The 24333-nt window shown below is 41.5% G+C and carries 20 protein-coding genes and 1 tRNA gene; 10 read left to right on the forward strand and 11 right to left on the reverse strand.

Going from position 1 to position 24333, the window contains the following annotated elements; all coding sequences use genetic code 11:
* Positions 1–25 precede the first annotated feature (25 nt).
* From ZA06_RS05600 to ZA06_RS05610, 3 genes are all read right to left on the reverse strand, one after another.
* The gene (locus ZA06_RS05600) at positions 26–289 is read right to left on the reverse strand and encodes a hypothetical protein (RefSeq protein WP_053976393.1); all 264 of its coding nucleotides are present in this window, start codon (positions 287–289) and stop codon (positions 26–28) included.
* 62 nt (positions 290–351) lie between these two features.
* Positions 352–1128 (reverse strand): alpha/beta fold hydrolase, encoded by a 777-nt coding sequence (locus ZA06_RS05605; protein ID WP_053976394.1) that lies wholly within the window; start codon positions 1126–1128, stop codon positions 352–354.
* A gap of 57 nt (positions 1129–1185) precedes the next feature.
* Entirely contained in the window at positions 1186–1842 is a 657-nt protein-coding gene (locus ZA06_RS05610; RefSeq protein WP_053976395.1) for a hypothetical protein, read from the reverse strand.
* A 107-nt stretch (positions 1843–1949) separates the two neighbouring features.
* Here ZA06_RS05610 and ZA06_RS05615 point away from each other — a divergent pair, with 107 nt between their 5' ends.
* On the forward strand, positions 1950–3275 hold the full coding sequence (locus ZA06_RS05615) for an aspartate kinase (RefSeq protein WP_053976396.1): 1326 nt from the start codon (positions 1950–1952) through the stop codon (positions 3273–3275).
* A gap of 64 nt (positions 3276–3339) precedes the next feature.
* On the opposite strand, the gene ZA06_RS05620 is transcribed toward ZA06_RS05615, so the two are convergent.
* Positions 3340–4632, reverse strand: a complete 1293-nt coding sequence (locus ZA06_RS05620) for an aminopeptidase P family protein (protein WP_053976397.1) — start codon at positions 4630–4632, stop codon at positions 3340–3342.
* Between the two features lie 149 nt (positions 4633–4781).
* Here ZA06_RS05620 and ZA06_RS05625 point away from each other — a divergent pair, with 149 nt between their 5' ends.
* From ZA06_RS05625 to ZA06_RS05655, 7 genes are all read left to right on the forward strand, one after another.
* Complete coding sequence (locus ZA06_RS05625) at positions 4782–5651, forward strand: hypothetical protein (protein ID WP_053976398.1); 870 nt, start codon at positions 4782–4784, stop codon at positions 5649–5651.
* A 112-nt stretch (positions 5652–5763) separates the two neighbouring features.
* Positions 5764–6441 carry a succinate dehydrogenase cytochrome b subunit gene (locus ZA06_RS05630; protein ID WP_053976399.1) on the forward strand — a complete coding sequence of 226 codons (678 nt, stop codon included), beginning with the start codon at positions 5764–5766 and terminating at the stop codon, positions 6439–6441.
* A gap of 14 nt (positions 6442–6455) precedes the next feature.
* Positions 6456–8468: a fumarate reductase/succinate dehydrogenase flavoprotein subunit gene (locus ZA06_RS05635; RefSeq protein WP_053976400.1), complete on the forward strand. Its 2013-nt coding sequence runs from the start codon at positions 6456–6458 to the stop codon at positions 8466–8468.
* 10 nt (positions 8469–8478) lie between these two features.
* Entirely contained in the window at positions 8479–9225 is a 747-nt protein-coding gene (locus ZA06_RS05640) for a succinate dehydrogenase/fumarate reductase iron-sulfur subunit (protein ID WP_053976401.1), read from the forward strand.
* 83 nt (positions 9226–9308) lie between these two features.
* Positions 9309–11078, forward strand: a complete 1770-nt coding sequence (locus tag ZA06_RS05645; protein ID WP_053976402.1) for a MutS-related protein — start codon at positions 9309–9311, stop codon at positions 11076–11078.
* A 258-nt stretch (positions 11079–11336) separates the two neighbouring features.
* Positions 11337–12359, forward strand: a complete 1023-nt coding sequence (locus ZA06_RS05650) for an XdhC family protein (protein WP_053976403.1) — start codon at positions 11337–11339, stop codon at positions 12357–12359.
* Between the two features lie 13 nt (positions 12360–12372).
* A complete protein-coding gene (locus ZA06_RS05655; protein WP_053976404.1) occupies positions 12373–12963 on the forward strand; it encodes a nucleotidyltransferase family protein in 591 nt (196 codons plus the stop codon).
* A 1-nt stretch (position 12964) separates the two neighbouring features.
* Here the strand turns inward: ZA06_RS05655 and ZA06_RS05660 are convergent, their stop codons facing one another.
* The 6 genes from ZA06_RS05660 to ZA06_RS05685 form a co-directional block, all read right to left on the reverse strand.
* Positions 12965–15163 (reverse strand): molybdopterin cofactor-binding domain-containing protein, encoded by a 2199-nt coding sequence (locus tag ZA06_RS05660; protein WP_053976405.1) that lies wholly within the window; start codon positions 15161–15163, stop codon positions 12965–12967.
* Positions 15164–15169: 6 nt separating this feature from the next.
* On the reverse strand, positions 15170–15634 hold the full coding sequence (locus ZA06_RS05665; RefSeq protein WP_053976406.1) for a (2Fe-2S)-binding protein: 465 nt from the start codon (positions 15632–15634) through the stop codon (positions 15170–15172).
* 199 nt (positions 15635–15833) lie between these two features.
* Positions 15834–16994, reverse strand: coding sequence for an acyltransferase family protein (locus ZA06_RS05670; protein WP_053976407.1), 1161 nt, complete (start codon positions 16992–16994; stop codon positions 15834–15836).
* An 834-nt stretch (positions 16995–17828) separates the two neighbouring features.
* On the reverse strand, positions 17829–18329 hold the full coding sequence (locus ZA06_RS05675; RefSeq protein ID WP_157503113.1) for a hypothetical protein: 501 nt from the start codon (positions 18327–18329) through the stop codon (positions 17829–17831).
* Between the two features lie 66 nt (positions 18330–18395).
* On the reverse strand, positions 18396–18764 hold the full coding sequence (locus ZA06_RS05680; protein WP_157503114.1) for a hypothetical protein: 369 nt from the start codon (positions 18762–18764) through the stop codon (positions 18396–18398).
* Between the two features lie 88 nt (positions 18765–18852).
* Positions 18853–18926, reverse strand: a tRNA-Pro gene (locus ZA06_RS05685).
* A gap of 126 nt (positions 18927–19052) precedes the next feature.
* On the opposite strand from ZA06_RS05685, the gene ZA06_RS05690 reads away from it, so the two are divergent.
* Both ZA06_RS05690 and ZA06_RS05695 read left to right on the forward strand, forming a co-directional pair.
* Positions 19053–20690, forward strand: a complete 1638-nt coding sequence (locus tag ZA06_RS05690) for a M14 family metallopeptidase (protein WP_053976410.1) — start codon at positions 19053–19055, stop codon at positions 20688–20690.
* Between the two features lie 3 nt (positions 20691–20693).
* Positions 20694–22424 (forward strand): M14 family metallopeptidase, encoded by a 1731-nt coding sequence (locus ZA06_RS05695; RefSeq protein WP_053976411.1) that lies wholly within the window; start codon positions 20694–20696, stop codon positions 22422–22424.
* A gap of 96 nt (positions 22425–22520) precedes the next feature.
* Here ZA06_RS05695 and ZA06_RS05700 read toward each other — a convergent pair whose 3' ends face one another.
* A complete protein-coding gene (locus ZA06_RS05700; RefSeq protein WP_053976412.1) occupies positions 22521–24182 on the reverse strand; it encodes a hypothetical protein in 1662 nt (553 codons plus the stop codon).
* Positions 24183–24333 lie beyond the last annotated feature (151 nt).

The raw sequence follows: 24333 nt of genomic DNA on the forward strand, positions 1-24333 counted from the left end.
TTAAAAAGCAAAGAAAGAGTTTTCCTTAGTAAGCAGCAGATCCCAAAGTTTTAGACTGCATACGCATCATGCGTCTGGTATAAACTTGCTCCAATAAGCTATTTATTTCTTGATACTTAGGAGTGAGCTCTCTTAAATGCCCATCGCTATCGGTAGTGAGTTGTCTTTTGCAGCATTTACATGTATATTCCTTTACATGCATAGTTACCTTTTTGGTCACTTCATAATTATGGCCAAAAACACCACAATATAATTTAGCTGCTGAATTAGGGTTAGTTGTTTTTTTCATAATCGCTTAATTTGAGACAGTTAAACTTAATGAAAAAAACAAATTAAATTCGCTGAAATAACCTATTTTTCGATAAACTGCAATATTTTGTAATCCAATTCCTCTTTATCTTCAATATAGCTCATATGCCCATCCGGAAATTCAACCACTTCAATGTTTGAATTTGCCACATAGGCCATAACACTTTCATAATCCAAAACAGGATCCTTCAAACCAATTACCAACAACTTTTTATAAGAACCATTTACAAATTGCTCCCTCCTATCCTTCCTCACTTTCATACCTTCCAAAGCTGCCACTATTCCTTGCAACGGTGTTTTTAGCGCTTCGGAACGTACCTGAGCTATAGATTCAGACAAACGCTCTCTATTATCTTCCGCAAACAAATTGGCAATGGCCATGCTCACAAAAGCCTTGTAGTTTTGCTTGACAGCTTTTACCGCCCTATCCCTATTCAACTGTCGTTCTTCACTATCTGCTTCAGCAGTTGAGTTCAGCAAGCACAATGCAGATATTTTATCAGGATACAACTCTGCCAAAGCCAAGGCTACATAACCTCCCATGGAATGCCCAATGACCGTAGCCTCTGAAACACCCAGGTGATCCAGAACCACACATACCATTTCTGCCATATCTTCCATAGTATGGATATAGCCCAAACATTCCGTTTCACCGTGCCCCAACAAATCAATAGCAATTACCTTACAAGTGGCATTTAAGGTTTTTGTGAGATGCTGCCACATCTTGGAGTTCTCCAAAAACCCATGCAACAATACCACTGGCTTCCCTTCACCAGAAACTTCAAAATGCACAGAAATCTCCTTATATTGAATCGTCATATCTACAATAATTTAAATGCAAAGATAACCTTATTTCAAGTTGACCTACCAACACAATCACCCCTTCAACCTCTTAATTACAGAAAATGCCTTATCTATTAAATGATCCTCAATAAGCACCGTGAACTCGTTGGTAGTAGAAACCACCTCGTACAAGGCAATCCCTTCCCAAGCCAACCTCTTAAAAATTTGATAGTACAAACCAGTCACCCTAGAGTTGTCCTGAGGCAAGCTGATGCTGATTGCCGACAATTGATCAACCATTCCTATTTGTTGTTCTTCACTAAAATACTCCACCACGTTAGATGCCTCAGAACTGGAAATGATGATATTACTTTCATGAATCCCCCTAGTGAAGGCATAAAAAATACTACTATTCAATCCAACATGCTCCAAAATCCTAGAGTGACTATGAATAAGCGTTTTGGAATTCTGAAAGGTAAAGTCCGTTAAATTAGAACGTACGGTAATATCTCCCAAACCTTCCAGCACCCTCTTCAACTTCACAGAATTACTCAAATTTTGTGGCGGACTATAGCGTCTCAACGCCATCATGATAGCGCCTGACTTCACCGGCTTTTTCAGCATATCACTTACAGATGGCACCAATTCTTCAGCCAGGGCACTATAATTAATAATATTCCTTGCTAAGGCCTCTTCCAAAAAAGGTTGAGACACCAACAATTCACTGACACAGGAAGCTATAGTTTTCATTTTGTTAATTATTTAACGTCATGTGCAAATTTAGCATAATATTTTTATTTTCATTCTACAACAGCACTTTATAAATACCTTTGCCCCATCAAAAAAAGTATAAGACTATGTTAGTATTAAAGTTTGGAGGGACTTCAGTTGGTTCTGTAACCAACATGACCAATGTTAAAAATATCATTAACGATGGCAACAAAAAAGTTGTAGTGCTATCGGCCATGTCTGGAACAACCAATGCTTTGGTGGAAATTTCAGAAACTATAAAAGCCAACAACATCAGTGAAGCGAAGCAATTAATTGCTGCGCTAAATGACAAGTACCAAGATGTTATTGCCGAATTACTTCAAAACGACACCCTAGCCTCTGAAGCACAAGCTTACATACTTAGCGTCATAGAACTGCTTTTGTCTTGCACCGAAAAGAAACATAGCGAACTTCTATACAATATTATTGTATCTCAAGGTGAACTGCTATCGACTTTCCTGTTCACACAATTCCTAAGACAAGAAGGCATCAACGCACAATTGATTCCAGCTTTGGAATTCATGCGAATTGACAAAGCACACGAGCCAGATAACTTCTACATCAAACAAAACCTAAATAGAATTATAGGAGAACTTCCAGAAGCCGACATTTATATCACCCAAGGGTTTATTTGTCTAGATGCCGAAGGAGAAGTTGCCAACCTACAACGCGGCGGAAGCGATTATACCGCTACCATTATTGGTGCTGCCGTAAGAGCTGAAGAAGTTCAAATTTGGACTGATATCGATGGCTTCCACAACAACGACCCTCGATTTGTTCAGGACACCCACGCTATCTCAAACCTTTCTTTTGATGAAGCTGCGGAATTAGCATATTTTGGAGCAAAAATCCTGCATCCACAAACCGTAATGCCAGTACGCGATTTGGATATTCCGGTTAGATTAAAAAACACCATGGCACCTGCTGCTTACGGAACTTTAATTACCAATAAAATCCACGGTGAAGGCATCAAAGCCATCGCTGCTAAAGACGGCATTACCGCCATTAAAATCAAATCAGGAAGAATGTTGTTGGCGCACGGCTTCTTGAAAAAAGTATTCGAGATTTTCGAGAAATACGAAACGTCCATCGACATGATCACCACTTCAGAGATTGCCGTATCTCTAACCATTGACGATACCACAAACCTATCTCATATTGTAGAAGAATTGGAAAAATTCTCTTCTGTAGAAGTAGACGAATACAGAACGATTGTATGTGCTGTTGGAAACAATATCGTTTACCATCCGGACACACCTAAATTGTTCCAAATCCTTCAGGATGTCAACATCAGAATGATTGCCTATGGTGGCAGTAACAACAACATTTCGTTGCTGATCAACACCAGCGACAAGATAGAAACCCTAAGAAAACTAAACCGCTATATTTTTGAGACTGAAATGGTCGACTAACCAAATCTCAAAACAAAAAAGGACGTTTTTCAACGTCCTTTTTTTTATTTCAAATCATGAGTAATTATTGGTTCATCAAGTCTTCGATTTCCTCAGCTTTTATCGGAATATTTGCCATTAGGTTAAATGGCTCTCCACTTGGCTGCACCACCACATCATCTTCCAAACGTATTCCAAATCCTTCATCCGGAATATAAATTCCCGGCTCCACAGTAAACACCATATTTGGCTGCATAGACTCAGTTAAAATACCATAATCATGCGTATCCAAACCAATATGATGGCTGGTACCGTGCATAAAGTATTTCTTATAAGCTGGCCATTCTGGGTTTTCATTTTGCACATCGGCTTTATCCAAAAGCCCAAGCCCTAAAAGTTCTGAAGTCATCAATTTTCCAACCTCCACATGGTATTCCGCCCAAAGCGTTCCAGGCACCAATAATTTGGTCGCCTCATCCTTCACCTTCAAAACAGCATTGTAGACTTCCTTTTGTCTTTTGGTAAATTTCCCAGAAACAGGAATTGTTCTACTCAAGTCACTGGAATAATTAGCATATTCAGCAGCTACGTCAAACAAAATTAAATCCCCAGCTTTACACTCTTGGTTATTCTCAACGTAGTGCAACACATTCGCATTGTTCCCCGAAGCAATGATAGGCGTATACGCAAAGCCTTTAGAACGGTTACGCAAAAACTCATGCATAAACTCAGCTTCAATTTCAAATTCCCAAACACCCGGTTTCACAAAATCCAAAACGCGACGGAATCCCTTTTCAGTAATATCGCAAGCCTTTTGCATCAAGGCAATTTCAATAGGATCTTTTACGGAACGTAAACGCTGCAAAATAGGATTGCTCTTGGCAACGCGGTGCGCTGGATATTTATCTTTAAGCCATTTGGCAAATCTAGCTTCGCGTGTTTCAGTTTCTACATTGGCTCTGTAATGTTCATTGGTGTTGATATACACCGTATCGCACTGGGTCATCAATTCAAACAACACTTTTTCCATGTCCTTCAACCAATACACCGTCTTAATTCCTGAAGTTTCAAACGCCTTTTCCTTGGTCAACTTCTCCCCTTCCCAAACAGCAATATGCTCATTGGTTTCTTTCAAAAACAACACTTCTCTGTTCTTAGGGTTTGGACAATTTGGAAAGATTACCAAAACACTCTCCTCTTGATCAACCCCACTTAAGTAAAAAATATCTCGGTGCTGCTCAAAAGGCATGGTGCTATCGGCACTAATTGGGTAAATATCATTGGAATTAAAAATCGCCAAACTTTTAGGCTCCATTTGAGCGGCAAAGTTTTTACGGTTTTTAATAAACAATTCGCGATCTATAGGTAAGTATTTCATAAAATAAAAATTTAGACAACAAAAGTAAATAGATTCTATCAGGATATCAACTTAATAAGCATTTGTTACAAATAGCAGTCTCTTAAGTCAACTCTCAAAAATTATACTATTTTTAAAGCTTTCGAGTTATATACAAAAACCCCAATCTTATGAAATTTTTAAAACTTAGCATACTAGCTGTAATCACAATGATGCTATCCTGCAGCGAAGACCAAGACGACAACATCCACACTACTGAACCCAACCTGATTATTAAGTTGAAATTCGATCCTACCCAGGAACGTCTCAACAATTTAGGACAACCGTCAAGCATTCCAGAAGGCAATGCAGCCCAATCTCCCTCCATCAACCGCATGAGTGCCAACTACATTGAATTTGCCCCAGACCCTTATACGCCATTAGGAGAAGGAGAAGTCATTTTTATGGGTCCGGAAACCACAACTGGAGGCGCCAACGCTATCGATTTTCAAAATGCCACATTTGGTGGCGATGGCGATGTATTTTTGAGCATCCCCCTAAGCCAAGTTACTTCAGGATCTTACGAATGGGTGCGCGTATCACTAGCCTACCAAGAAGGAGAAATTGATTTACTTGTAAATGGCATTGATTACACAGGAACCTTGGCAAGTTTTGTAGGCTACAACACCTACATCACTTCCTTCGATTTGAACGGCAGTACTTTTGATGTAAACGATAACCGTTCGCAAGGATTTTGGGCTTTTGAAGTAGAAGGCTACACCTCGGAAGGGCAAGCTCCAGAAGGCGCCACTACAGTACCAAATCCACTGTTCGATTCCTCTCCTATTCCACAGGGATCTTGTGTGGTAACCGGTGAGTTTGAAGAAGGCTTCTCCATAACCGGAAACGAAACACAAGATATGGAAATCACCCTATCATTTTCAATCAACAACAGTTTTGAGTGGACCGAAGTAAATTTTGACGGAAAATATGAACCCGCAGCTGGCGAACAAGTGGTCGATATGGGCCTAAGAGGCTTAATCCCAACGGTATCAAATTAAGGGACTTTTCAATCTGTTTAAAATCATTCTAAATACTTAATTTAAACTACAGCCCTTTGCCTAAATCTCTTTTGAAGTGTATCTTTGTTCGATAAAAATTAACTTCAAAAAAATGAGCGGATTTCTTAAATCTTCGATAGGAAGAAAAGTGGCCATGGCACTTTCGGCCTTCTTCCTAATGTTTTTCTTAATAATTCATTTAGCGGTAAACATCACATCACTTTTTAGTCCTGATTTATTCAATGAATTATCACATTTCATGGGAACAAATCCTTTGGTGCAATTGGCCTTACAACCGGTATTGATATTTGGTGTTGTATTCCACTTTGTGATGGGATTTGTATTGGAATTAAAAAACAGAAAAGCCATTGGCGTAAAATATGCACAAAACAATGGTGCGGCCAATTCTACTTGGATGAGCCGAAACATGATCATCAGTGGTGTTGTCGTGTTGGCATTTATTTTGCTTCACTTCATCGACTTCTGGATTCCTGAACTTAACGTAAAATACATCCATGGCGATATGTCTGGATTATTGCCAGATGGTGAAAGCTACCGTTATTTTGAAGAACTGCAACACAAATTTGTATCTCCTATCCGTGTAGGAGCCTATGTAATTGCTTTCGTGCTTTTAGGCTTACACTTGGCACATGGATTTACATCGGCCTTCCAATCTATGGGAGCGACTGCAGGACGTAAAAAAACGATGCAACAAATAGGGAAAGCGTACTCTGTAATTATCCCCCTAGGATTTATCATTATCGCTTTATTCCACCACTTTAACCATTAATCTTAAATACACAAATGGCTTTAGATTCAAAAGTACCAAAGGGTCCAATTAAAGATAAATGGACAGACTATAAAAATAAAATCAACTTGGTTAATCCTGCCAACAAACGTCACATTGATGTTATCGTGGTAGGAACAGGTTTAGCAGGAGGTTCTGCTGCAGCAACCTTAGCCGAATTAGGATATAACGTAAAGGCTTTTGCCTACCAAGATTCACCACGTCGTGCGCATTCCATTGCCGCACAAGGGGGGATTAATGCCGCCAAAAACTATCAAGGTGATGGTGACTCTACTTATAGATTATTTTACGACACCGTAAAAGGTGGCGATTACCGTTCTCGTGAAGCGAACGTATACCGTTTGGCTGAAGTATCTGCCAACATCATCGACCAGTGTGTGGCGCAAGGGGTTCCTTTCGCTAGAGATTATGGTGGATTGTTGGACAACCGTTCGTTTGGTGGTGTTTTGGTATCCAGAACGTTTTATGCCAAAGGACAAACAGGACAACAGTTATTGCTTGGGGCTTACTCTGCCATGAACAGACAGATTGCTCGTGGTAAGATTGAAATGTTTAACAGACACGAAATGTTAGACGTTGTAGTGGTTGACGGTAAGGCCAGAGGAATTATTGCTAGAAACCTTATTACTGGTGAAATAGAGCGTCACTCTGCACACGCGGTTGTAATTGCTTCTGGTGGATACGGAAACGTGTATTTCTTATCAACCAACGCAATGGGATCCAACGCTACGGCTGCTTGGAAAATCCACAAAAAAGGAGCGTATTTCGCTAACCCTTGTTTTACGCAAATTCACCCAACATGTATCCCTCGTTCCGGTGATTACCAATCTAAGTTGACCTTGATGTCGGAATCTTTACGTAACGACGGACGTATCTGGGTACCTAAAAACATGGAGGATGTCATGGCCATTCGTGAAGGTCGTAAGAAGCCTACCGATTTATCGGAAGACGAAAGAGATTACTACTTAGAGCGTCGTTATCCAGCTTTCGGAAACTTGGTGCCACGTGACGTAGCATCTCGTGCCGCAAAAGAGCGTTGTGATGCTGGTTACGGTGTAAATGCCACTGGAGAAGCGGTGTACTTGGATTTTGCTTCGGCGATAGAACGCTATGGTAAGGAGCAGGCCAAAATTCACAATATTGACAACCCAACAGAGGCTAAAATATATGAGTTAGGAAAAGGAATCGTAGAAGCTAAGTACGGTAACTTATTCCAAATGTACGAAAAGATCGTTGACGAAGACCCGTACAAAACTCCAATGATGATTTACCCTGCAACCCACTATACCATGGGTGGTGTTTGGGTAGACTACAACTTGATGACCACCATTCCTGGATGTTACTGTATTGGGGAAGCCAACTTCTCAGATCACGGAGCAAACAGACTTGGAGCTTCAGCCTTAATGCAAGGTTTGGCAGATGGTTACTTCGTATTACCATACACGATTGGAGATTATCTGGCTGACGATATTCGTACAGGAAAAATTCCAACAAACTCTAAAGAGTTTGAAGAAGCTGAAAAAGCTGTTACAGACAGAATCAACTTCTTTATCAATAATAACGGAACGAAATCTGTAGACCACTTCCACAAACGTCTTGGTAAAGTGATGTGGGACAAAGTAGGAATGGCGCGTAACGAACAAGGTTTAAAAGAAGCCATGGCTGAAATTAAACAAATTCGTGAGGAATTCTGGAAAGACGTAAAAGTACCAGGAAACGCTAACGAAATGAACCCTGAGTTGGAAAAAGCAGGTCGTGTGGCCGATTTCTTGGAATTGGGTGAGTTGTTCGCTAAAGATGCCTTAATGAGAGAAGAGTCTTGTGGAGGTCACTTTAGAGAAGAATCTGTTGAAGAAAGCGGTGAGCAAAAAGGAGAAGCAAAACGTAACGATAAAGACTTCGCCTTTGTTGCAGCATGGGAATACAAAGGAGAACCAGCAGATGCGGTGCTACATAAAGAAGAACTAGAATTTAAAGATATTGAACTAAAACAACGTTCATACAAATAAGATTGACATTATGAATTTAACACTTAAAATTTGGAGACAGAAAGACTCGAATGCAAAGGGTCAAATGGTCGATTATAAAGTTACTGATATTTCAGAGCATATGTCTTTTCTTGAAATGATGGATGTTTTGAACGAACAATTGGTAAACACCGGAGAAGAGCCAGTAGCCTTCGATCACGATTGTCGTGAGGGTATTTGCGGAATGTGTTCGCTCTACATTAATGGAGAAGCGCACGGTCCAGACCGTGGGGTTACTACCTGTCAATTGCACATGCGTATGTTCAAAGACGGTGACACCATTACCATCGAACCTTGGAGAGCTGCGGCATTCCCTGTAATTAAGGATTTAGTTGTAGACAGAACCTCTTTTGAGCGTATTCAACAAGCTGGAGGATATATCTCGGTAAACACGTCTGGAAATACGCAAGATGCCAACGCTATTCCTATTTCCAAGCATGCTGCCGATGAAGCCATGGACGCCGCCACCTGTATCGGGTGTGGTGCCTGTGTAGCCACCTGTAAAAACTCTTCTGCTATGTTATTCGTAGGGGCCAAGGTATCGCAATATGCCTTATTGCCACAAGGACAGGTAGAAGCTACAGACCGTGTAATGAACATGGTAAAACAAATGGATTTAGAAGGATTCGGTAACTGTACCAACACAGGAGCTTGTGAGATTGAATGTCCTAAAGGCATTTCATTAGAGAACATTGCTCGTATGAACAGAGAATTCTTAAAAGCTACTATAAAAGGATAAACCTTTAATAGCGATTGATATTAAAAATCCTAAGCAACACTGCTTAGGATTTTTTTTGTTTCTTTAGCATTCATTTACAACCCATGGAACAACCTACAACCTTCTATAGTACCCAATTAGAAAATCATCAAAATCGCTTAAAGCAATTCAATAAAAAATTAGTGGTTTTAAGCTCTTTACGCCTTACGGTCTTTTTGGTTGCCGCCATCGGCATTTACTCTACTTTCAGCACATGGCACATTGCTTTGGCAATAGGAGTTATAGGAACCATTCTGTTTGTATTCCTGCTCTCAAAATACACCGATCTAAAACGTCAGCGTGCCTTAACCAAAGCCTTGATCAATATCAATGAAGCAGAATTACAAATGCTCCCAGGCAACTATGATAAACAGCCAACTGGAGAAAAATTCCTAGACCCTCATCATGCCTATAGTTTAGACATTGACCTCTTCGGAAAAGGTTCTTTCTTCCAAACCATAAACCGCACTAAAACTAAAGAAGGCAAACAGTATTTGGCAAAAACCATAACCGCCAATAACATAGTCAACATTACCGAACGTCAAGACGCCATTAAGGAACTCACCAAGCTCCCCCAATGGCGCCAAAACTTTGCGGCATTGGCATCTTTAATACACGTGGAAACACCAAACAAGGACATCATTAATTGGTTACAACAATACAAACCCTTTGCAAACCAACTATTAAAATACCTTCCCTTAGGGTTTAGCATTGCATCTTTAGCGCTATTGGCATTAACGGTATTCCAGCTCATCCCAATGTCCATCAGTGGCTATTGGTTGTTATTAGGACTCATGATCACGGGGCGTCATTTAAAGAAAATAAACGTACTTGCCGCTCATACCGATAAAGTAAAAGATACGTTTCGTCAGTATGCACAATTATTACAACAGATTGAAGCGCAAACGTTCCAATCGAAACTCCTAACCGAGAAACAAGAACAGATTCAATCCCATCATAAAAAGGCGTCGGAAATATTTGGACAATTGTCCGGCTACCTCGATGCTCTGGATAACCGCAATAACCTGATCTCCGCCGTTTTTGGAAATGGCCTGTTCCTAACCGACCTAAAACATAGTTACCATATCGAACATTGGATTGCAACTTATAAGGAAGTGACCAAAGAATGGTTTGACGTTGTTTCCTTTTTTGAAGCTTATAACTCTTTGGCCAATTACGCCTTTAATCAACCTGAGTTTGTGTACCCTAAAATTGTGAAGGACCAATCCTTGATCCACGCCAAAGAATTGGGCCACCCTTTGTTGGATGCCAACAAACGCATTACTAGTGACCTTATCATCGACAACCAACAGTTTTTTATTGTCACTGGCGCCAACATGGCGGGGAAAAGCACTTTTCTACGTACCGTCTCCCTGCACATCGTGATGGCCAATGTTGGGCTTCCGGTATGCGCCCAAGAAAGCAGCTATCACCCTATCAAATTGATTACAAGCATGCGCACCACCGATTCCTTGACCGATGACAGCAGTTATTTCTTTTCAGAATTGACCAGATTGAAATATATCGTCGACGCTATCCAAGACGAACCTTATTTCATCATCTTGGACGAAATCCTAAAAGGCACCAACAGTACCGATAAAGCCATTGGCTCCCGTAAGTTTGTAGAAAAACTAGTCGCTACCCATGCTACGGGCATCATTGCCACCCACGATTTGAGTTTATGTGAAATTGAAAAAGAATTACCACCAGTTGCCAACTACTTTTTTGACGCCCAAATAGTGAATGACGAACTGTTTTTCGATTATAAGCTCAAAAAAGGCATCTGCCAAAACATGAATGCCAGCTTCCTACTTCAGAAAATGGGGATTGTGTAAACGTATAATACCATCACAAACACATCACGTTTGTCCCGTTCGAATTTAAGACTTCGCGCCCCAATTCTTGAGCCAACAAATTCCCCCTTCGAAGGGGGATTAAGGGGGATGTCAACTTACTGTCAACAATTGAGTTTACCACATTTTTCAACGAGCAAAAAATGAACACCCCGCTAGTGCGCGATTGCATCGCGTTCTCCAAAAACAAACAAAGCAAAACCCCTTTCAACCTACCCCAAGATTTTGTACTTTTAAAGGATGACCCATGAATTCAAAAACATCCTAGAACAGGCTCATAGCAACCAAAAAAGACATTTAAAACACGTCTTGGCAACTGTGGTGGCTCTAGACGGCTCCTCCTACAGGAAACCAGGGGTACAGATGCTCATTGATGAAAACGGCCATATCACAGGTGCCGTCAGTGGCGGCTGTGTGGAAAAGGAAGTCGTACTGCAATCGCTATCGGTGTTTAAGAAGGGAATGCCCAAAGTGATGACCTACGACGGCCGCTACCGATTGGGTTGTGAAGGCACTCTTTTCATTCTATTGGAACCCTTTAGTATCTCAGAACCAGCTTTTAAAACCATACAAAAAGAACTATCGGCACGTAGGCCAATGCAATGGACTTCCTATTTTCAAAAAGAAGACAAAACAGATGCCACGTTTGGTTCGGTGTTAAGGGTAGAAGATGGTAAGCACATAGCATTTAGGCCAGACGTGGATGAAGTGAATTCTGAAATTGATAACCTAAGTTTTCAACAGGAGTTTACCCCACTCTCTCGTTTGATTATTATAGGGGCCGAACACGATGCTGTACAGCTCTGCAAATCGGCTGCCCAATTGGGTTGGGAAGTGCTTTTAATAGCCTCCCCAAACGACCCCAAGAACGACATAGATTTTCCAGGCGTTTCCACCATATACCACCTCAACCCAGAGCAGGAATGGCCCTTGCATATAGATACGCATACGGCCATCGTGCTCATGACCCACAACTATGCCCGCGACCTGTACTTTGTGTTACAGCTGACCCAAACCCAGCCTTTTTACATGGGCATTTTGGGCTCCTATCACCGAAGGGAAAAGCTACTCAATGAACTAATAGAGCACCAACCCGATATTGCTTCGGAATTTTTAGATGGTATCTTTAGTCCTGCAGGTATAGCCATTGGCGCCATTACCCCGCAGGAAATTGCCCTTTCCATCCTTAGTGAAATCATTGCGGTAAAGCGCCATCGGGAAGTGCCCTCCCTTCGGTCCTATCTCCGGAATATCCATCCTTAACACTACAAGATCTATGTCACACAGTGCCATCATCGTTTTAGCTGCAGGAGAAGGAAGTCGCATGCAGCAAATCAAACAATTGTTGCCCTACAAAAGCACAACGCTTTTAGAACATGCCCTTACAACCGCGCTTAGCACTCAAACCAATCACACCCTTTGTGTATTGGGCGCCCATAGCCCAGAGATCTTAGAGCATGGGCTTCCGAATAACGTCATACCTATAGAAAACATACATTGGAAAGAAGGTATGGGAAGCAGCATTGCAGTAGCTATACAGTATCTAAATGAAGAGCTTCCAACGGTGAACACAGTACTCTTCACTTTGGCAGACCAACCATTGGTGACTACCGACTATTTAAACCGAATGCTGAAAACGTCACAAGAGCATCCTTCCTCCCTTATAGCTACCAACTACGGAACTTCCATAGGCGTTCCGGCCCAATTTCCGAAGCGCTATTTTGAAATTCTAAAGTCATTACTGGGAGAAATGGGCGCCAAAAGCATTTTGAAGGAACACCAATCGGAAGTGATTGCATTGACACCCAACTTCGAGAACTTGGATGTTGACACCCCCGAAGCCTATCAAAAGATTTTAAAACTGTAAACTAGCCCACAAATTTAGGCTGTTGTGGCACCACCATATAGGGTTGTCTGTAGTAACGTGTGCCCGTAGCTTTATAGAGCGCATTGGCCAAAGCTCCCGCCACAGGAGGCAACGAAGGCTCCCCAAGGCCTGTAGGTGCAATACCATTGTCCACAAAAAACACGGCTATTTCCAAAGGCGCCTCATTGTTCCTAATAAGATGATACCCATCAAAATTTTGCTGTTGAGTGGCCCCTTTTTCAAAAGTCAACTGGCTATACATACAATGGCCTATACCGTCAATGATACCTCCCTCAACCTGGTTAATGGCCCCTTCCTTGTTCACCACAATCCCACAATCTACTGCGCACCACACTTTTTTAATGCGAATATTGGCATCATCCACCTTTTCCAAATCGAATACTTGGGCCACATAGGAATTATGCGAATAATAGGCCGCTACCCCACGGTACACATTGGGCATTTTATTTCCCCAATTGCTTTTGTCGCGTACCAATTTCAAGACTCCTGCATAGCGTTCAGGATCGTAATCATTACCTTCACCCACTGGATTTTTAATGGCTCTATCAAATAGCTGCAACCTAAAATCGATAGGATCTTTACCCGCAGCTTCCGCTACTTCATCCAAAAAGGACTGTTCGGCGCCCGCCACAAAGTTGGACCTTGGTGCTCGCCATGCCCCTGTAGAAATATTGGTATCAATACCATAATGCGTGGCCTTGTAATGCTCTACCGTACCTGCCGGAAACCTATCCGGAAACAAGGGACTCGAAGGTATCCCAGATCCCTTCACTTCAAAAGCGGTAAGGTTTCCCTTCTTGTCCAAAGCGGCTCGGTATTTTATGTGGTAGGAGGGACGATACGTCCCCTGCGTCATATCATCTTCTCGGGTGTAGATTAATTTTATGGGCCCACCATAAGCTTTAGAAATAGCGGCCGCCTCCAAACCAAAGTTCCCATAGAGGCGTCTTCCAAAGCCGCCACCCATACGGGTCATATCTACAAAAATCTTGGATTCGGGCATGTTCAGCAAGCTTGCAGCCGATTGCCGCAACTGTTCTGGGGTTTGTATCGGGCCAATCAATCGTGCCTTATCTGCGGAAACATCTGCAAAAAAGTTCATAGGTTCCATAGTATTATGGGCTAAAAAGGCACCGGTATAACCGCTTTCCACCACCTTATCTGCCGAGGCAAATACCCCATCGGGGTCGCCATCCTTTCGGCCTAACTCTCCTTCACTCTTATCAAATACACTGCTAAAACTGTCCAAATGTGCCGTAGTGGCTTCCAAAGTCCCTAAGGTTTTCCAACGTACCTCGAGGACTTCTTTGGCTTTCATCACCTGCCAGGTGCTGTCGCCTACCACCACCAAGAGCTCATTAAAGGCATTCACATCAGACCACTGTGGCTTGTCTAAAGCCGTATTCACAGTAAAAATCTTTTTAATTCCCGGCATGTTCTTAGCCTTGTCGGCATTATAGCCATCCAACTGCATTCCAAAAGCGGGCGGATGCACAATCATGGCAATGGCCGTACCCTTTTCCATATAATCCAAACCAAACAGCGGCTTCCCAGTAACAATGCCCTTGCCGTCTACATTTTTCACAAAAGTCCCAATCAACTTAAAATCTTTTGGGTCTTTTAGCGGCACCTCTTCGGGTACTTCAATGGTGGCTGCTTCCTGCAACAAATCTTGATAAGCAATACTTTTTCCGCTAGGCAAATGTTTTACCATGCCCTTATCGGTCACCAATTCATCGGGAGACATGCTCCATAATTTGGCCGCCGAAGCCAGCATTAAATAGCGTGCCGTAGCCCCCGCCATACGCAGGCTGTCCCAACCTTGGCGGATGGATTGGCTCCCTCCCGCCAATTGGCGTGTGTATTTTTCGGTGTCCAAAGGCGCCTGTTCTACCTGAACTTGGTCCCAGTCCACATCCAGTTCCTCGGCCACAATAAGCGGCATCGAGGTTTTTACGTTCTGTCCTATTTCGGGGTTGGGCGACATGATGGTCACCGTCCCATCTTCATTCATCCTGATAAACGCATTGATATTGAAGAGGCCCTCAACCGCTTCGGCATTGCTGCTACTGTGCGCCAAGCCCGAAAGCCAACTAAACTGCAGCATCAAACCGGCCCCGCCCACCGCGGAAACCTTTAAAAACGAACGTCTATTGAAATGGGTTTTAATATGTGTCATGGCTGCTTACAGGTCTTTGGCGGCCATGGCAACGGCCTTATTGATTCTGGTATAGGTGCCGCAACGGCACAGATTGCCCGTCATGGCATTGCGAATATCTTCTTCGGAAGGATTGGGATTGCGCTCCAATAGGGCGGCTGCACTCATAATCTGCCCTGCTTGGCAGTAGCCGCATTGGACCACATCTATTTCCAACCAAGCCTTTTGTACCGGGTGGGTACCATCTTTGGAAAGTCCTTCGATGGTGGTAAGTTTCATCTCTGCATTGACCACAGCACTTACCGGCAAAGAGCAAGAGCGTATAGCATTGCCGTTTAAGTGAATGGTACAGGCCCCGCACTGCCCAATGCCGCAGCCGTACTTGGTACCCACCAATTGTAAATGGTCCCTCAGGACCCAAAGTACGGGGGTGTCGGCGTCCACATCAACCTGATGTATGGCCCCATTTATGTGCAAGCTGTATTGTGGCATAGTGGGCAGTTTAGTGATTGCTAAAGAATTAAAGTTATAAAAATTTTAACGGTTTTTGGGAACCCTTAGCAGAACTTTAACGAATGGTAACAATGCTGCGCACTGTGGATTTATTTTGGGGAATGAAGGTTTTGAGATCAATCATTATAATCAAGAAATCACTTTTCATATTACCTTATAGTACATTTGTACACCAAGACTAATTACGCTTCCCAGTTTTATCTCTTAAACGTATCACATTTAAGGCCAATAACCATTTTGATTTTTTGCCTTTTTCAAAAGAATTAGATCCATATAACCTCAAATTAGATAATGGTCTTTCTATTAGTAGAAAACTTAAGCTAGAAAATACTATAGTTAAAAAGAAGAATACATAAATCTTTAAATTATTGGGTATTGCCATTTCCCTGACCATATTTAGAAATATCATATGGAGAAGATAAACACTGAAGCTAATGGAACCAATAAACCTTAACAATTTTAGTTCGAATAGCTTCTTTATTATACCCCCACCATATTTAGCAGCCAACAAAATAACTCCCCATATTAAAGCATAGGGAAAGAAAAATAAAGCTGAATGGAAATTTAATCCAAACCCAAAAATACTTTTAAAATAATAAGGAATTGTAATTATAATAATTACAATTCCTAGAACCCCTCCAACTTCAAATATTAAAGATTTCATACTTTGAAGCTTCTTTTCACCATAAATCAACTCAACAATGGATATAAAAGTACCAACAATAAAAACAGGAAAATACCTAAAAGTTGAAATTAACGATAAATGAAAAATACGTTCTATTACAATTGCAGTAACTATTAATCCGAGAAACATAAAAAAAAGCTTCCAATGATTCCATTTTAAATACTTATGACAAACCCACATGAGCAAAGGAGAAATAAGGTAATATTTAAATTCTACTGGAATTGACCAAAAAACACTTTCCCCACTTAATAACAACAAATGTTTTGGTATATCCCATATTTGATCAATAACCGTTCTAAATCCAATAATAGTCAACAACCCATAAAGAAGTAATGCCACAAAAAACAAAGGGTAAATCCTCAAAAATCTCCTAAAACAATAGTTTTTCCAATAATTACTTGAAACCTTATTCTTCATGAAGGCCAATGCTATCTGTCTATCCAGCAAATAAGCTGATAATACGAAGAACAAATAGACTCCCACTTTTCCAATCCTTTGGAAATTAAGAAAATCAAAAAAGAATAAATTTGCATTACTAGAATGTGAAAGCAATACGAACAAAACCGCAATCCCTCTTAATCCATCTAAAGCTTTAAGATGCCCCACCTTTTCATCATTCGAAAAAAATAGAGCATTAAATTTTTCTTTTACCATACCTATTTATAAATGCACAAATATTTTACCCCTTTCCTTTTTATCCGGGTAAAACCCAATATTTACTTTTCATCTCCTGGAAACCATTTCATAGATAACCCGAATATTTTGTCAAATATAGTATTTTCCATATAAGAAGAGTCCTAGCCTCTCTTTCACATAATAACTACATAACCAAATATCCACCAACCCTATACAAACTAAAGACTTGTTAAGGCTTGGTTCGTGTTTCCTTGGAGGATTCTTCGTAAAAGCCTTGTTTTACAAGTAAAACTCGAAGAATCCTCCAAGGAAACCCCTAGAAAGGTATGCTGAGGAGTGGTTCTGTGGAATGGTTTGGTTGGAAATATGGTTGGTGCTTCAGGGATGGCAGGATTATTATGGCAATAATTTTGACATTTGCACACATTCGTTTCATAGTATGTTCATTTTCTTTGATCGTCCAAAGAAAACGAACCAAAAGAAAAGACGCCCTGTCGATAGGCATTTTTGCGGTTCTGTAAGAACCTCAAAAATGCCTATCGACAGGTTCTTCCGCCTGGGGCGGAATAAGGTTAAATAACTTTTAAAAAACCACTTCCGCCATGGGCGGAACACGGCGGTCTGCAGAAATAGTGAACGAAGAGCGGAAGTGCAACGCGCAGCGTTTAGCATGAAGCTTCGGGAGTGAACGGTAACTGTCAAAGACAGTTAATTTCCTCAGACCGTCTTGATTTTTTTGGTTCGTTTTGCATCAAGGCAAAATGAACGCATCAAGTAACGGCCAACCCCGTAAAAACAAAAAAGCCGAACATAAGTTCGGCTTTTTATTGGTCGGGATGACTGGACAAAATATTAGTTATTTCTAACAAAACTGCCAACGTAAATTCTGTCGTAGGTACTGTGTCTATATAATTGTTCTATTTTCAAATTATCACTATCCAACTGCACAATTTTTGAATACACCAATTCTTCTCCAGAATTGAGAGTCTGTGTTGCACTAATACCCTCAATTATAACCTCAACCAACTCCTCATTAAATTCAATATACTTTCCTCTTATAATATATGCACCTGAGAATTGAAATGTATCACTTTCATTAAATTCACAATTGTTACCCGAGTATTTGTGGACATAGTTTGTTTCCCCAAACCATAAACTATTCTGTTCTGGACATAAATTGCCATAATACCAATATCCTTCCAACAAGGATTTTTCTATAATGTCCTCATCTGAAGAGGAACATGTAGTACACAATAACAGTCCAACCCCTATACACATTAGCTTTAAAATTCCATATCCATATTTCAAAATAAAGCATCGCCTTCTTTTTAAAATACTCATTATCGATTCCATATATCTCATTTTGTATTCCACAATTACCTTGCCTAAGCGGCAAATCATTACTTTAAAAATTAAACATTATTTAAAAACTACTTTCACCCTTTTATTTAAAAGACCTTTCTTATTCTTAATAAAGAATTTCCCTATTGCCTCTTTCGTATTTAAAAACAAGGTGTCCGACTGAGAAATAAGCTCAATTCTAGAAATATTTTGAGCGTATTCCTGTATTTGCTCTTTTGTCCAAAACCATCCAAACCCATAGATAAATTTCCCTTTACCTGTTGGTGCTACTTCCATAAAAATAGTATCAATGGTATTTGCCTCATTCCTCTCATAATATTTAAATGTCACACTGCTATTGGTTCTATTAACAATTTCCAATCTTCCTTGAATATCACAACCTAACAAAACTATGGCAGCTAATACTATAAAAATGAACATTCTCATATCATCGCTTATTTTATAAAACATTTAAGAACCAATTACCTCTACACCTCATAAAAAAAAGCCGAACATATGTTCGGCTTTCACTTAGTCGGGATGACTGGATTCGAACCAGCGACCCCTAGCACCCCATGCTAGTACGCTACCAGGCTGCGCTACATCCCGTTGTGACCTGTTGATTTTGAAATCAGCGACCAAAAATAATCAACTGCCCCTTCTCTTCAAAACATAAAATCATCAAAATTTATTACATTTAATAGCGAAACCCTTGTAACCAATCCTTTGCGGCATATGAAAACCCTTTATGCAAGCCTCTTTTATTGCCTTTTCCTTACTTGCCATGCCCTATGGGCGCAGGACTATCCCACCAACAACGACATCCACAAGCGCCTTCAGGACATTGCCAAATCCAGCAAAAATGCTAACCTAAGTTCCTTGGGAACAACCGAAGGCAACCAAGATATCTGGCTGTTGACATTGGGAAGCGATAACCAAGACCAAAAACCGGGCATTGTCATAGTAGGTGGTACCGAAGGCCCTCATGTGCTTGGGGTCGAATTGGCCCTTCAGTTTGCCGAACGCTTATTGGCAGACCATCCAAACGTTTTGGAGCACACCACCTTTTATGTGTTCCCCAACATGTCGCCAGATGCCTATGCACAGTACCACGCTTCCCTAAAATATGAGCGCTTGGGCAATGCCATAACATCAGACCACGACCGCGATGGCAGCAAGGGCGAAGACCCTTATGAAGATTTGAATGGGGACGGCCTCATCACCCAAATGCGTGTAAAAAGCGCCTTGGGCACTTACATTCCCGCTGCGGAAGACAACCGCATGTTGGTAAAGGCCGACCGCGCCAAGGGTGAAGCGGGAACCTATTTGGTCTACACTGAAGGGATTGACAACGACAAGGACCACCAATGGAACGAAGACCCTGCCGAGGGCATTGCCTTCAACAAAACCTTCACCTATAAATTCCCCATATTTGAACCCTTTGCAGGTGATTACGCCGTTTCGCAAAAGGAAACCCGCTACTTTATAGACTACCTCTTTACCCAGCCCAACATTTATGCCTTTATCTGTTTTGGGCCCGAAAACAACCTGTCTACCCCGCTAGCTTACAACAAGCAGGGCAATGACAAAAAAATTATAAGCTCCATTTTGGAAGAAGATGCTACCGTGAATAAAATGATATCCGACCTATACAATGCCAATGTGAAGGCGAAGCCTTATAAACAGACCAATCAAGGCACCGGAGGCGATCTGTTTCAGTGGGCCTATTTTCACTTCGGAAGGTTTAGTTTTAGCACTCCGGCATGGTGGATTCCAGAAATAAAAACCGAAGCTAAAGAGGGCGGGGATTCCAAAGAGAAAAAAGATAAAGAAGACGTACTACCTTATGAAGTGAACGTCATGAAGTGGGCCGAACAAGAAGGACTCCAGGAACTGTTTGTGCCCTGGCAACCCATTGCCCACCCCGACTTCCCTAACCAAACTGTGGAAGTAGGCGGATTAAAACCCTTTGCAACCACAACACCCCCTTTTAGAATGGTGGATAGCATAGCCATAAGCCATACCAATTTTATTGTAGAATTTACCAAACTTCAGCCCAAACTGGAATGGCACAATGTACGCACCCAAAAACTGGATGGTGGTTTGGTACGCATCACAGCCGACATCTATAACAATGCGCCACTGCCCACCCACTCACAATTGGGTTCAAAATCCAGATGGCTACAAAAGCTAAAGGTAAGCATCAGCAAACCCCAAGAACAACTGGTAGCGGGCAATCCTACACAGCTTATAGACCATCTTAAGGCCTATGAAAAGAAGACCCTAACCTGGATTGTTAAGGGCTCAGGAAATGTCACCCTTACAGCGGGGGCCCCACATACAGCATATGCAACCAATGCCTTAAAACTTTAAAAGATGAAGACCATAATTCGTAACACCCTTTGCATTGTTTTATGTCTGGCAGCCCTGCAGTATGGGCAAGCACAGGAAAAGTTTTTTAGGGCCATTGGCACGCCCCATAAGCCCAAAGTACAGGTAAGCTGGAACCGTTACTATACCTATGAGGGCCTTAGGGACATTATGCAGCAGATAGCACAGGCCTATCCAGATTTGGCAAAACTGCACAGTATTGGCAAGTCCTACCAAGGCAGGGACATGTTGATGTTGACCATTTCGGATTTTAAAACAGGTGACCCCGATACAAAACCGGCCATGTATATTGACGGGAACATTCATTCCAACGAAATACAAGGCGCCGAATTTTCACTCTATACCGCTTGGTACCTCACCGAAATGTTTGGCGAATTGGACTTTATCAACCAACTGCTCAAGGACAAAACCTTTTACATCATCCCAACCATCAACCCCGACGCAAGGAATAACTTCATGAATGAACCCAACACACCACATTCGCCCCGCTCAGGAATGATTGTGTTGGACAATGATTTGGACGGACAAGCGGGAGAGGATGGTTATGACGATCTCAATGGCGACAACCACATTACTATTATGATTCGCAAATCGCCCGATGGCAATTATATTAAAGACCCTCTCAATCCAAAACACCTGATAAAGGTAGCACCCGAGCAACGCGGGGAATACGAATTTCTAGGCTATGAGGGCCTAGATAACGACGGCGATGGCGATGTTAACGAAGATGGCATTGGCTATTACGACCCGAACAGGGATTGGGGCTGGAACTGGCAACCAGACTATATACAACGGGGTGCCTACAAGTATCCTTTCAGCCTTCCTGAAAGCCGCAGTATTATGGAATTTGTCATGGCCCATCCCAATATTGCCGGGGCACAGACCTACCACAACTATGGTGGTATGATTTTAAGGGGCCCAGGAGCCGAAGAAGATTTGGATACCTATAAAAAATCGGACGTAAAAATATACGATGCCATAGCCCATAAAGGCGAGGAAATCATTACCGGTTATAAATATCTAGTGGTATACAAAGACCTTTACTCTGTATTTGGAGGTGAGTTAGATTGGTTTTACGGTGGCAGGGGGATCTTCTGCTATTCCAACGAGCTTATGAACTCTTACTTATATTTCCATAAAAACGAAGGTCGCGGTAACCGAGAGGAAGAATTAAAAGTGGACCAATATTTAACTTTCGGGGATGCCTTTGTAGAGTGGAAAGAATACCAACACCCCCAATATGGCACCATAGAAATTGGCGGTTTTAAAAAGAACTTTGGCAGGGCACACCCAGGTTTCCTAATGGAACAGGATGCCCATAGGAATATGGCCTTCACCATTTACCATGCTTATCACACCCCTAAATTAAGTGTGACGGACGTGGCTGAAAAAAGTTTAGGCAATGGTTTAAGGGAAATTACCGCCACTATATATAACGAGCGCCTCATCCCTACCCACTCTAGCCAAGACTTAAAATATAATATTGAACGCCCAGATTGGGTAAGTATTGATAAGGTAAACGTGGTGGCCGGTATGGTTGTGGACGACCAAGATTTCAACAAGGTCACCGAGCAAGTAGAGCATCCGGAAAAAATCAAGGTAAGCAACATCCCAGGAATGGAAACCGTTAAAGTACGTTGGATTGTTTCCGGCAACGGCAACTACCGTATTAATGTTAATTCTGCCAAAGGAGGCCTTGCTGAGTGGGTCCCGTAGTCCCATTCCAAAGTGCCTTCGACAACCTCAGCTACAAAGCACATTACACGTCATAAAAAAAGCCACTGCAAGGGTGGCTTTTCAATATGATAAGGTTTACATAGCGCCTTCTGAAGCGATATACATACGCCCCAACTTATCCTGCGACTTTCTTGAAGAATAGATAATATATTCTGTTGGGCTCTTTCTATAGAACACCCCTGGTCTAAAGATCAATTGGTCCTTTTGGTATTCAGCTGAATCGATACGCGTAATCTCTCCTGTTTCACGATCGAACTTAAAGGCTGTAGGGATGGCTTTGTTATAGTTCCCCAAAGCTTTGATTTCGTCAATATCGGTTACCCCAATATTTTTTTCATTGTCGTTAAATACAAGGGTCAACTCATCGTTTTCATAGATTGGCATAGCCCCCAAATATTCTGGGCCTTTCCCCAAAACCGTCAATGGAATTTCTATGGAAACAGTTACCGATAAATTTCCTGTTGAGATAACGGCAAATGGATTAAATGAAAGCTCACTAACACTTACCTTCTGTTTTTTGGCCGCTACATTGGTCCAAGCTACAGAACCATCGGGATTGATAGAGGTCACGATAATCTCGTTTTGGATATAGGTAATAGGCTGTACCGCCAAAGGGCCGATACCAGATTTTTCGTGAAAAATCATTAAACGGTATTCTGAAAGCATGATCAAACCACCATCTTCCTTTTCCATAAACCCGTAAGGCAAATATAAAGGTTGCACATCCTTGTCCTTTTTGGCCTTGCGTTCCCCAAGAAGCTTTACTTTGGTTTCGTAATCAAACTCGGTAAATTTTGTACCGGTCACGGCATCGGTATTTCCGTCAACATTTACGGCATATACCCCCTCCAACTCTCTTTCGGCTTTTCCTTTCTTATCCACATTAGAATAAAAACCAACCATATGGATTTGGTTCTTGTTATTGGCCATCATTTGGCAGTTGATAATTTCCTTGTTTGGCAGGTCGATGTTTACCACTTCCTTTTGGTAGCCGTTGGCACTTTTAAAAGTATGCAATTGCAATTTCTCAATATTCGTCTTCGCCTTTTTATCTCTATAACTCTCGTTGATCACTAAGAATACATCGTTGTACACGTTCACATCCCAAGAAGCCAAGGTAAATTCCAAATCCTTTCTATCTGTAAAAGGCACTTTTTCAAGATTAGACATGACAATATTCATGTTTTCGTCTACAAATTTTACCTCATATTGGATCACTTCTTCCTTGTCGAACAACGAAGCGTGCATCATCAAATAGTGATCTCCATTTGGCGTAGAAGAAAAATAGAAAGCCCCGCGCTCTTTGTTTTTGGTTACTTGGGTGTTGAAAAGTTTGACTCTCTTGTCGCTCAACGTTCCGTCTTCATTCACTTGAACCGCCAACAGGTTGGCCTCTTTGTTCTTTTTGTCGTACACGCTACCAATGATGTAGATCTTGTCATTCATCACCACCATTTGCTCAAATTGAGGCTCCTTATCGATAAAATCGGGCATCTCGATTTCATTAACAGAAATCAAGGACATATCCTCTGATTTGAACACTTTAATGAAGTAGTTTTTGCCTTTAGTAGCCAAGGTGTAAATCTTGTTGTTGGTTTCGCCTGCAATCTTTACAATCTTTTCCTTGTCTTGCTCAATCTCTTGGCCATGGGTAATACTAATAGGTCCAAAAGTGCCTTGAGCACTCATTACCAATGATGCAAACATCACTAGTAAAAATGTTAATTTGTTGGTCATTTAGTTTGAAATTGGTTAAAATAATTTTTAAAAAAGTGCCAAATATAGAACAATCCCCTTTTCTCACAAATTGTAAGACAAGAGCCAAGAACTGTGAAAAAAGCGCCTATTTTGAAACTTAAAAAGCAGATTGAACCATATAGCTGACTGA

This window comes from Mangrovimonas xylaniphaga, assembly GCF_001280435.1.
In the GTDB taxonomy this organism is placed as follows: domain Bacteria; phylum Bacteroidota; class Bacteroidia; order Flavobacteriales; family Flavobacteriaceae; genus Mangrovimonas_A; species Mangrovimonas_A xylaniphaga.

Excerpts from the sequence above, each read along its gene's own strand:
- ZA06_RS05600 (WP_053976393.1), bottom strand. The coding sequence starts at position 289 with ATGAAAAAAACAACTAACCCTAATTCAGCAGCTAAATTATATTGTGGT.
- ZA06_RS05605 (WP_053976394.1), bottom strand. The coding sequence starts at position 1,128 with ATGACGATTCAATATAAGGAGATTTCTGTGCATTTTGAAGTTTCTGGT.
- ZA06_RS05610 (WP_053976395.1), bottom strand. The coding sequence starts at position 1,842 with ATGAAAACTATAGCTTCCTGTGTCAGTGAATTGTTGGTGTCTCAACCT.
- ZA06_RS05615 (WP_053976396.1), top strand. The coding sequence starts at position 1,950 with ATGTTAGTATTAAAGTTTGGAGGGACTTCAGTTGGTTCTGTAACCAAC.
- ZA06_RS05620 (WP_053976397.1), bottom strand. The coding sequence starts at position 4,632 with ATGAAATACTTACCTATAGATCGCGAATTGTTTATTAAAAACCGTAAA.
- ZA06_RS05625 (WP_053976398.1), top strand. The coding sequence starts at position 4,782 with ATGAAATTTTTAAAACTTAGCATACTAGCTGTAATCACAATGATGCTA.
- ZA06_RS05630 (WP_053976399.1), top strand. The coding sequence starts at position 5,764 with ATGAGCGGATTTCTTAAATCTTCGATAGGAAGAAAAGTGGCCATGGCA.
- ZA06_RS05635 (WP_053976400.1), top strand. The coding sequence starts at position 6,456 with ATGGCTTTAGATTCAAAAGTACCAAAGGGTCCAATTAAAGATAAATGG.
- ZA06_RS05640 (WP_053976401.1), top strand. The coding sequence starts at position 8,479 with ATGAATTTAACACTTAAAATTTGGAGACAGAAAGACTCGAATGCAAAG.
- ZA06_RS05645 (WP_053976402.1), top strand. The coding sequence starts at position 9,309 with ATGGAACAACCTACAACCTTCTATAGTACCCAATTAGAAAATCATCAA.
- ZA06_RS05650 (WP_053976403.1), top strand. The coding sequence starts at position 11,337 with ATGACCCATGAATTCAAAAACATCCTAGAACAGGCTCATAGCAACCAA.
- ZA06_RS05655 (WP_053976404.1), top strand. The coding sequence starts at position 12,373 with ATGTCACACAGTGCCATCATCGTTTTAGCTGCAGGAGAAGGAAGTCGC.
- ZA06_RS05660 (WP_053976405.1), bottom strand. The coding sequence starts at position 15,163 with ATGACACATATTAAAACCCATTTCAATAGACGTTCGTTTTTAAAGGTT.
- ZA06_RS05665 (WP_053976406.1), bottom strand. The coding sequence starts at position 15,634 with ATGCCACAATACAGCTTGCACATAAATGGGGCCATACATCAGGTTGAT.
- ZA06_RS05670 (WP_053976407.1), bottom strand. The coding sequence starts at position 16,994 with ATGGTAAAAGAAAAATTTAATGCTCTATTTTTTTCGAATGATGAAAAG.
- ZA06_RS05675 (WP_157503113.1), bottom strand. The coding sequence starts at position 18,329 with ATGGAATCGATAATGAGTATTTTAAAAAGAAGGCGATGCTTTATTTTG.
- ZA06_RS05680 (WP_157503114.1), bottom strand. The coding sequence starts at position 18,764 with ATGAGAATGTTCATTTTTATAGTATTAGCTGCCATAGTTTTGTTAGGT.
- ZA06_RS05690 (WP_053976410.1), top strand. The coding sequence starts at position 19,053 with ATGAAAACCCTTTATGCAAGCCTCTTTTATTGCCTTTTCCTTACTTGC.
- ZA06_RS05695 (WP_053976411.1), top strand. The coding sequence starts at position 20,694 with ATGAAGACCATAATTCGTAACACCCTTTGCATTGTTTTATGTCTGGCA.
- ZA06_RS05700 (WP_053976412.1), bottom strand. The coding sequence starts at position 24,182 with ATGACCAACAAATTAACATTTTTACTAGTGATGTTTGCATCATTGGTA.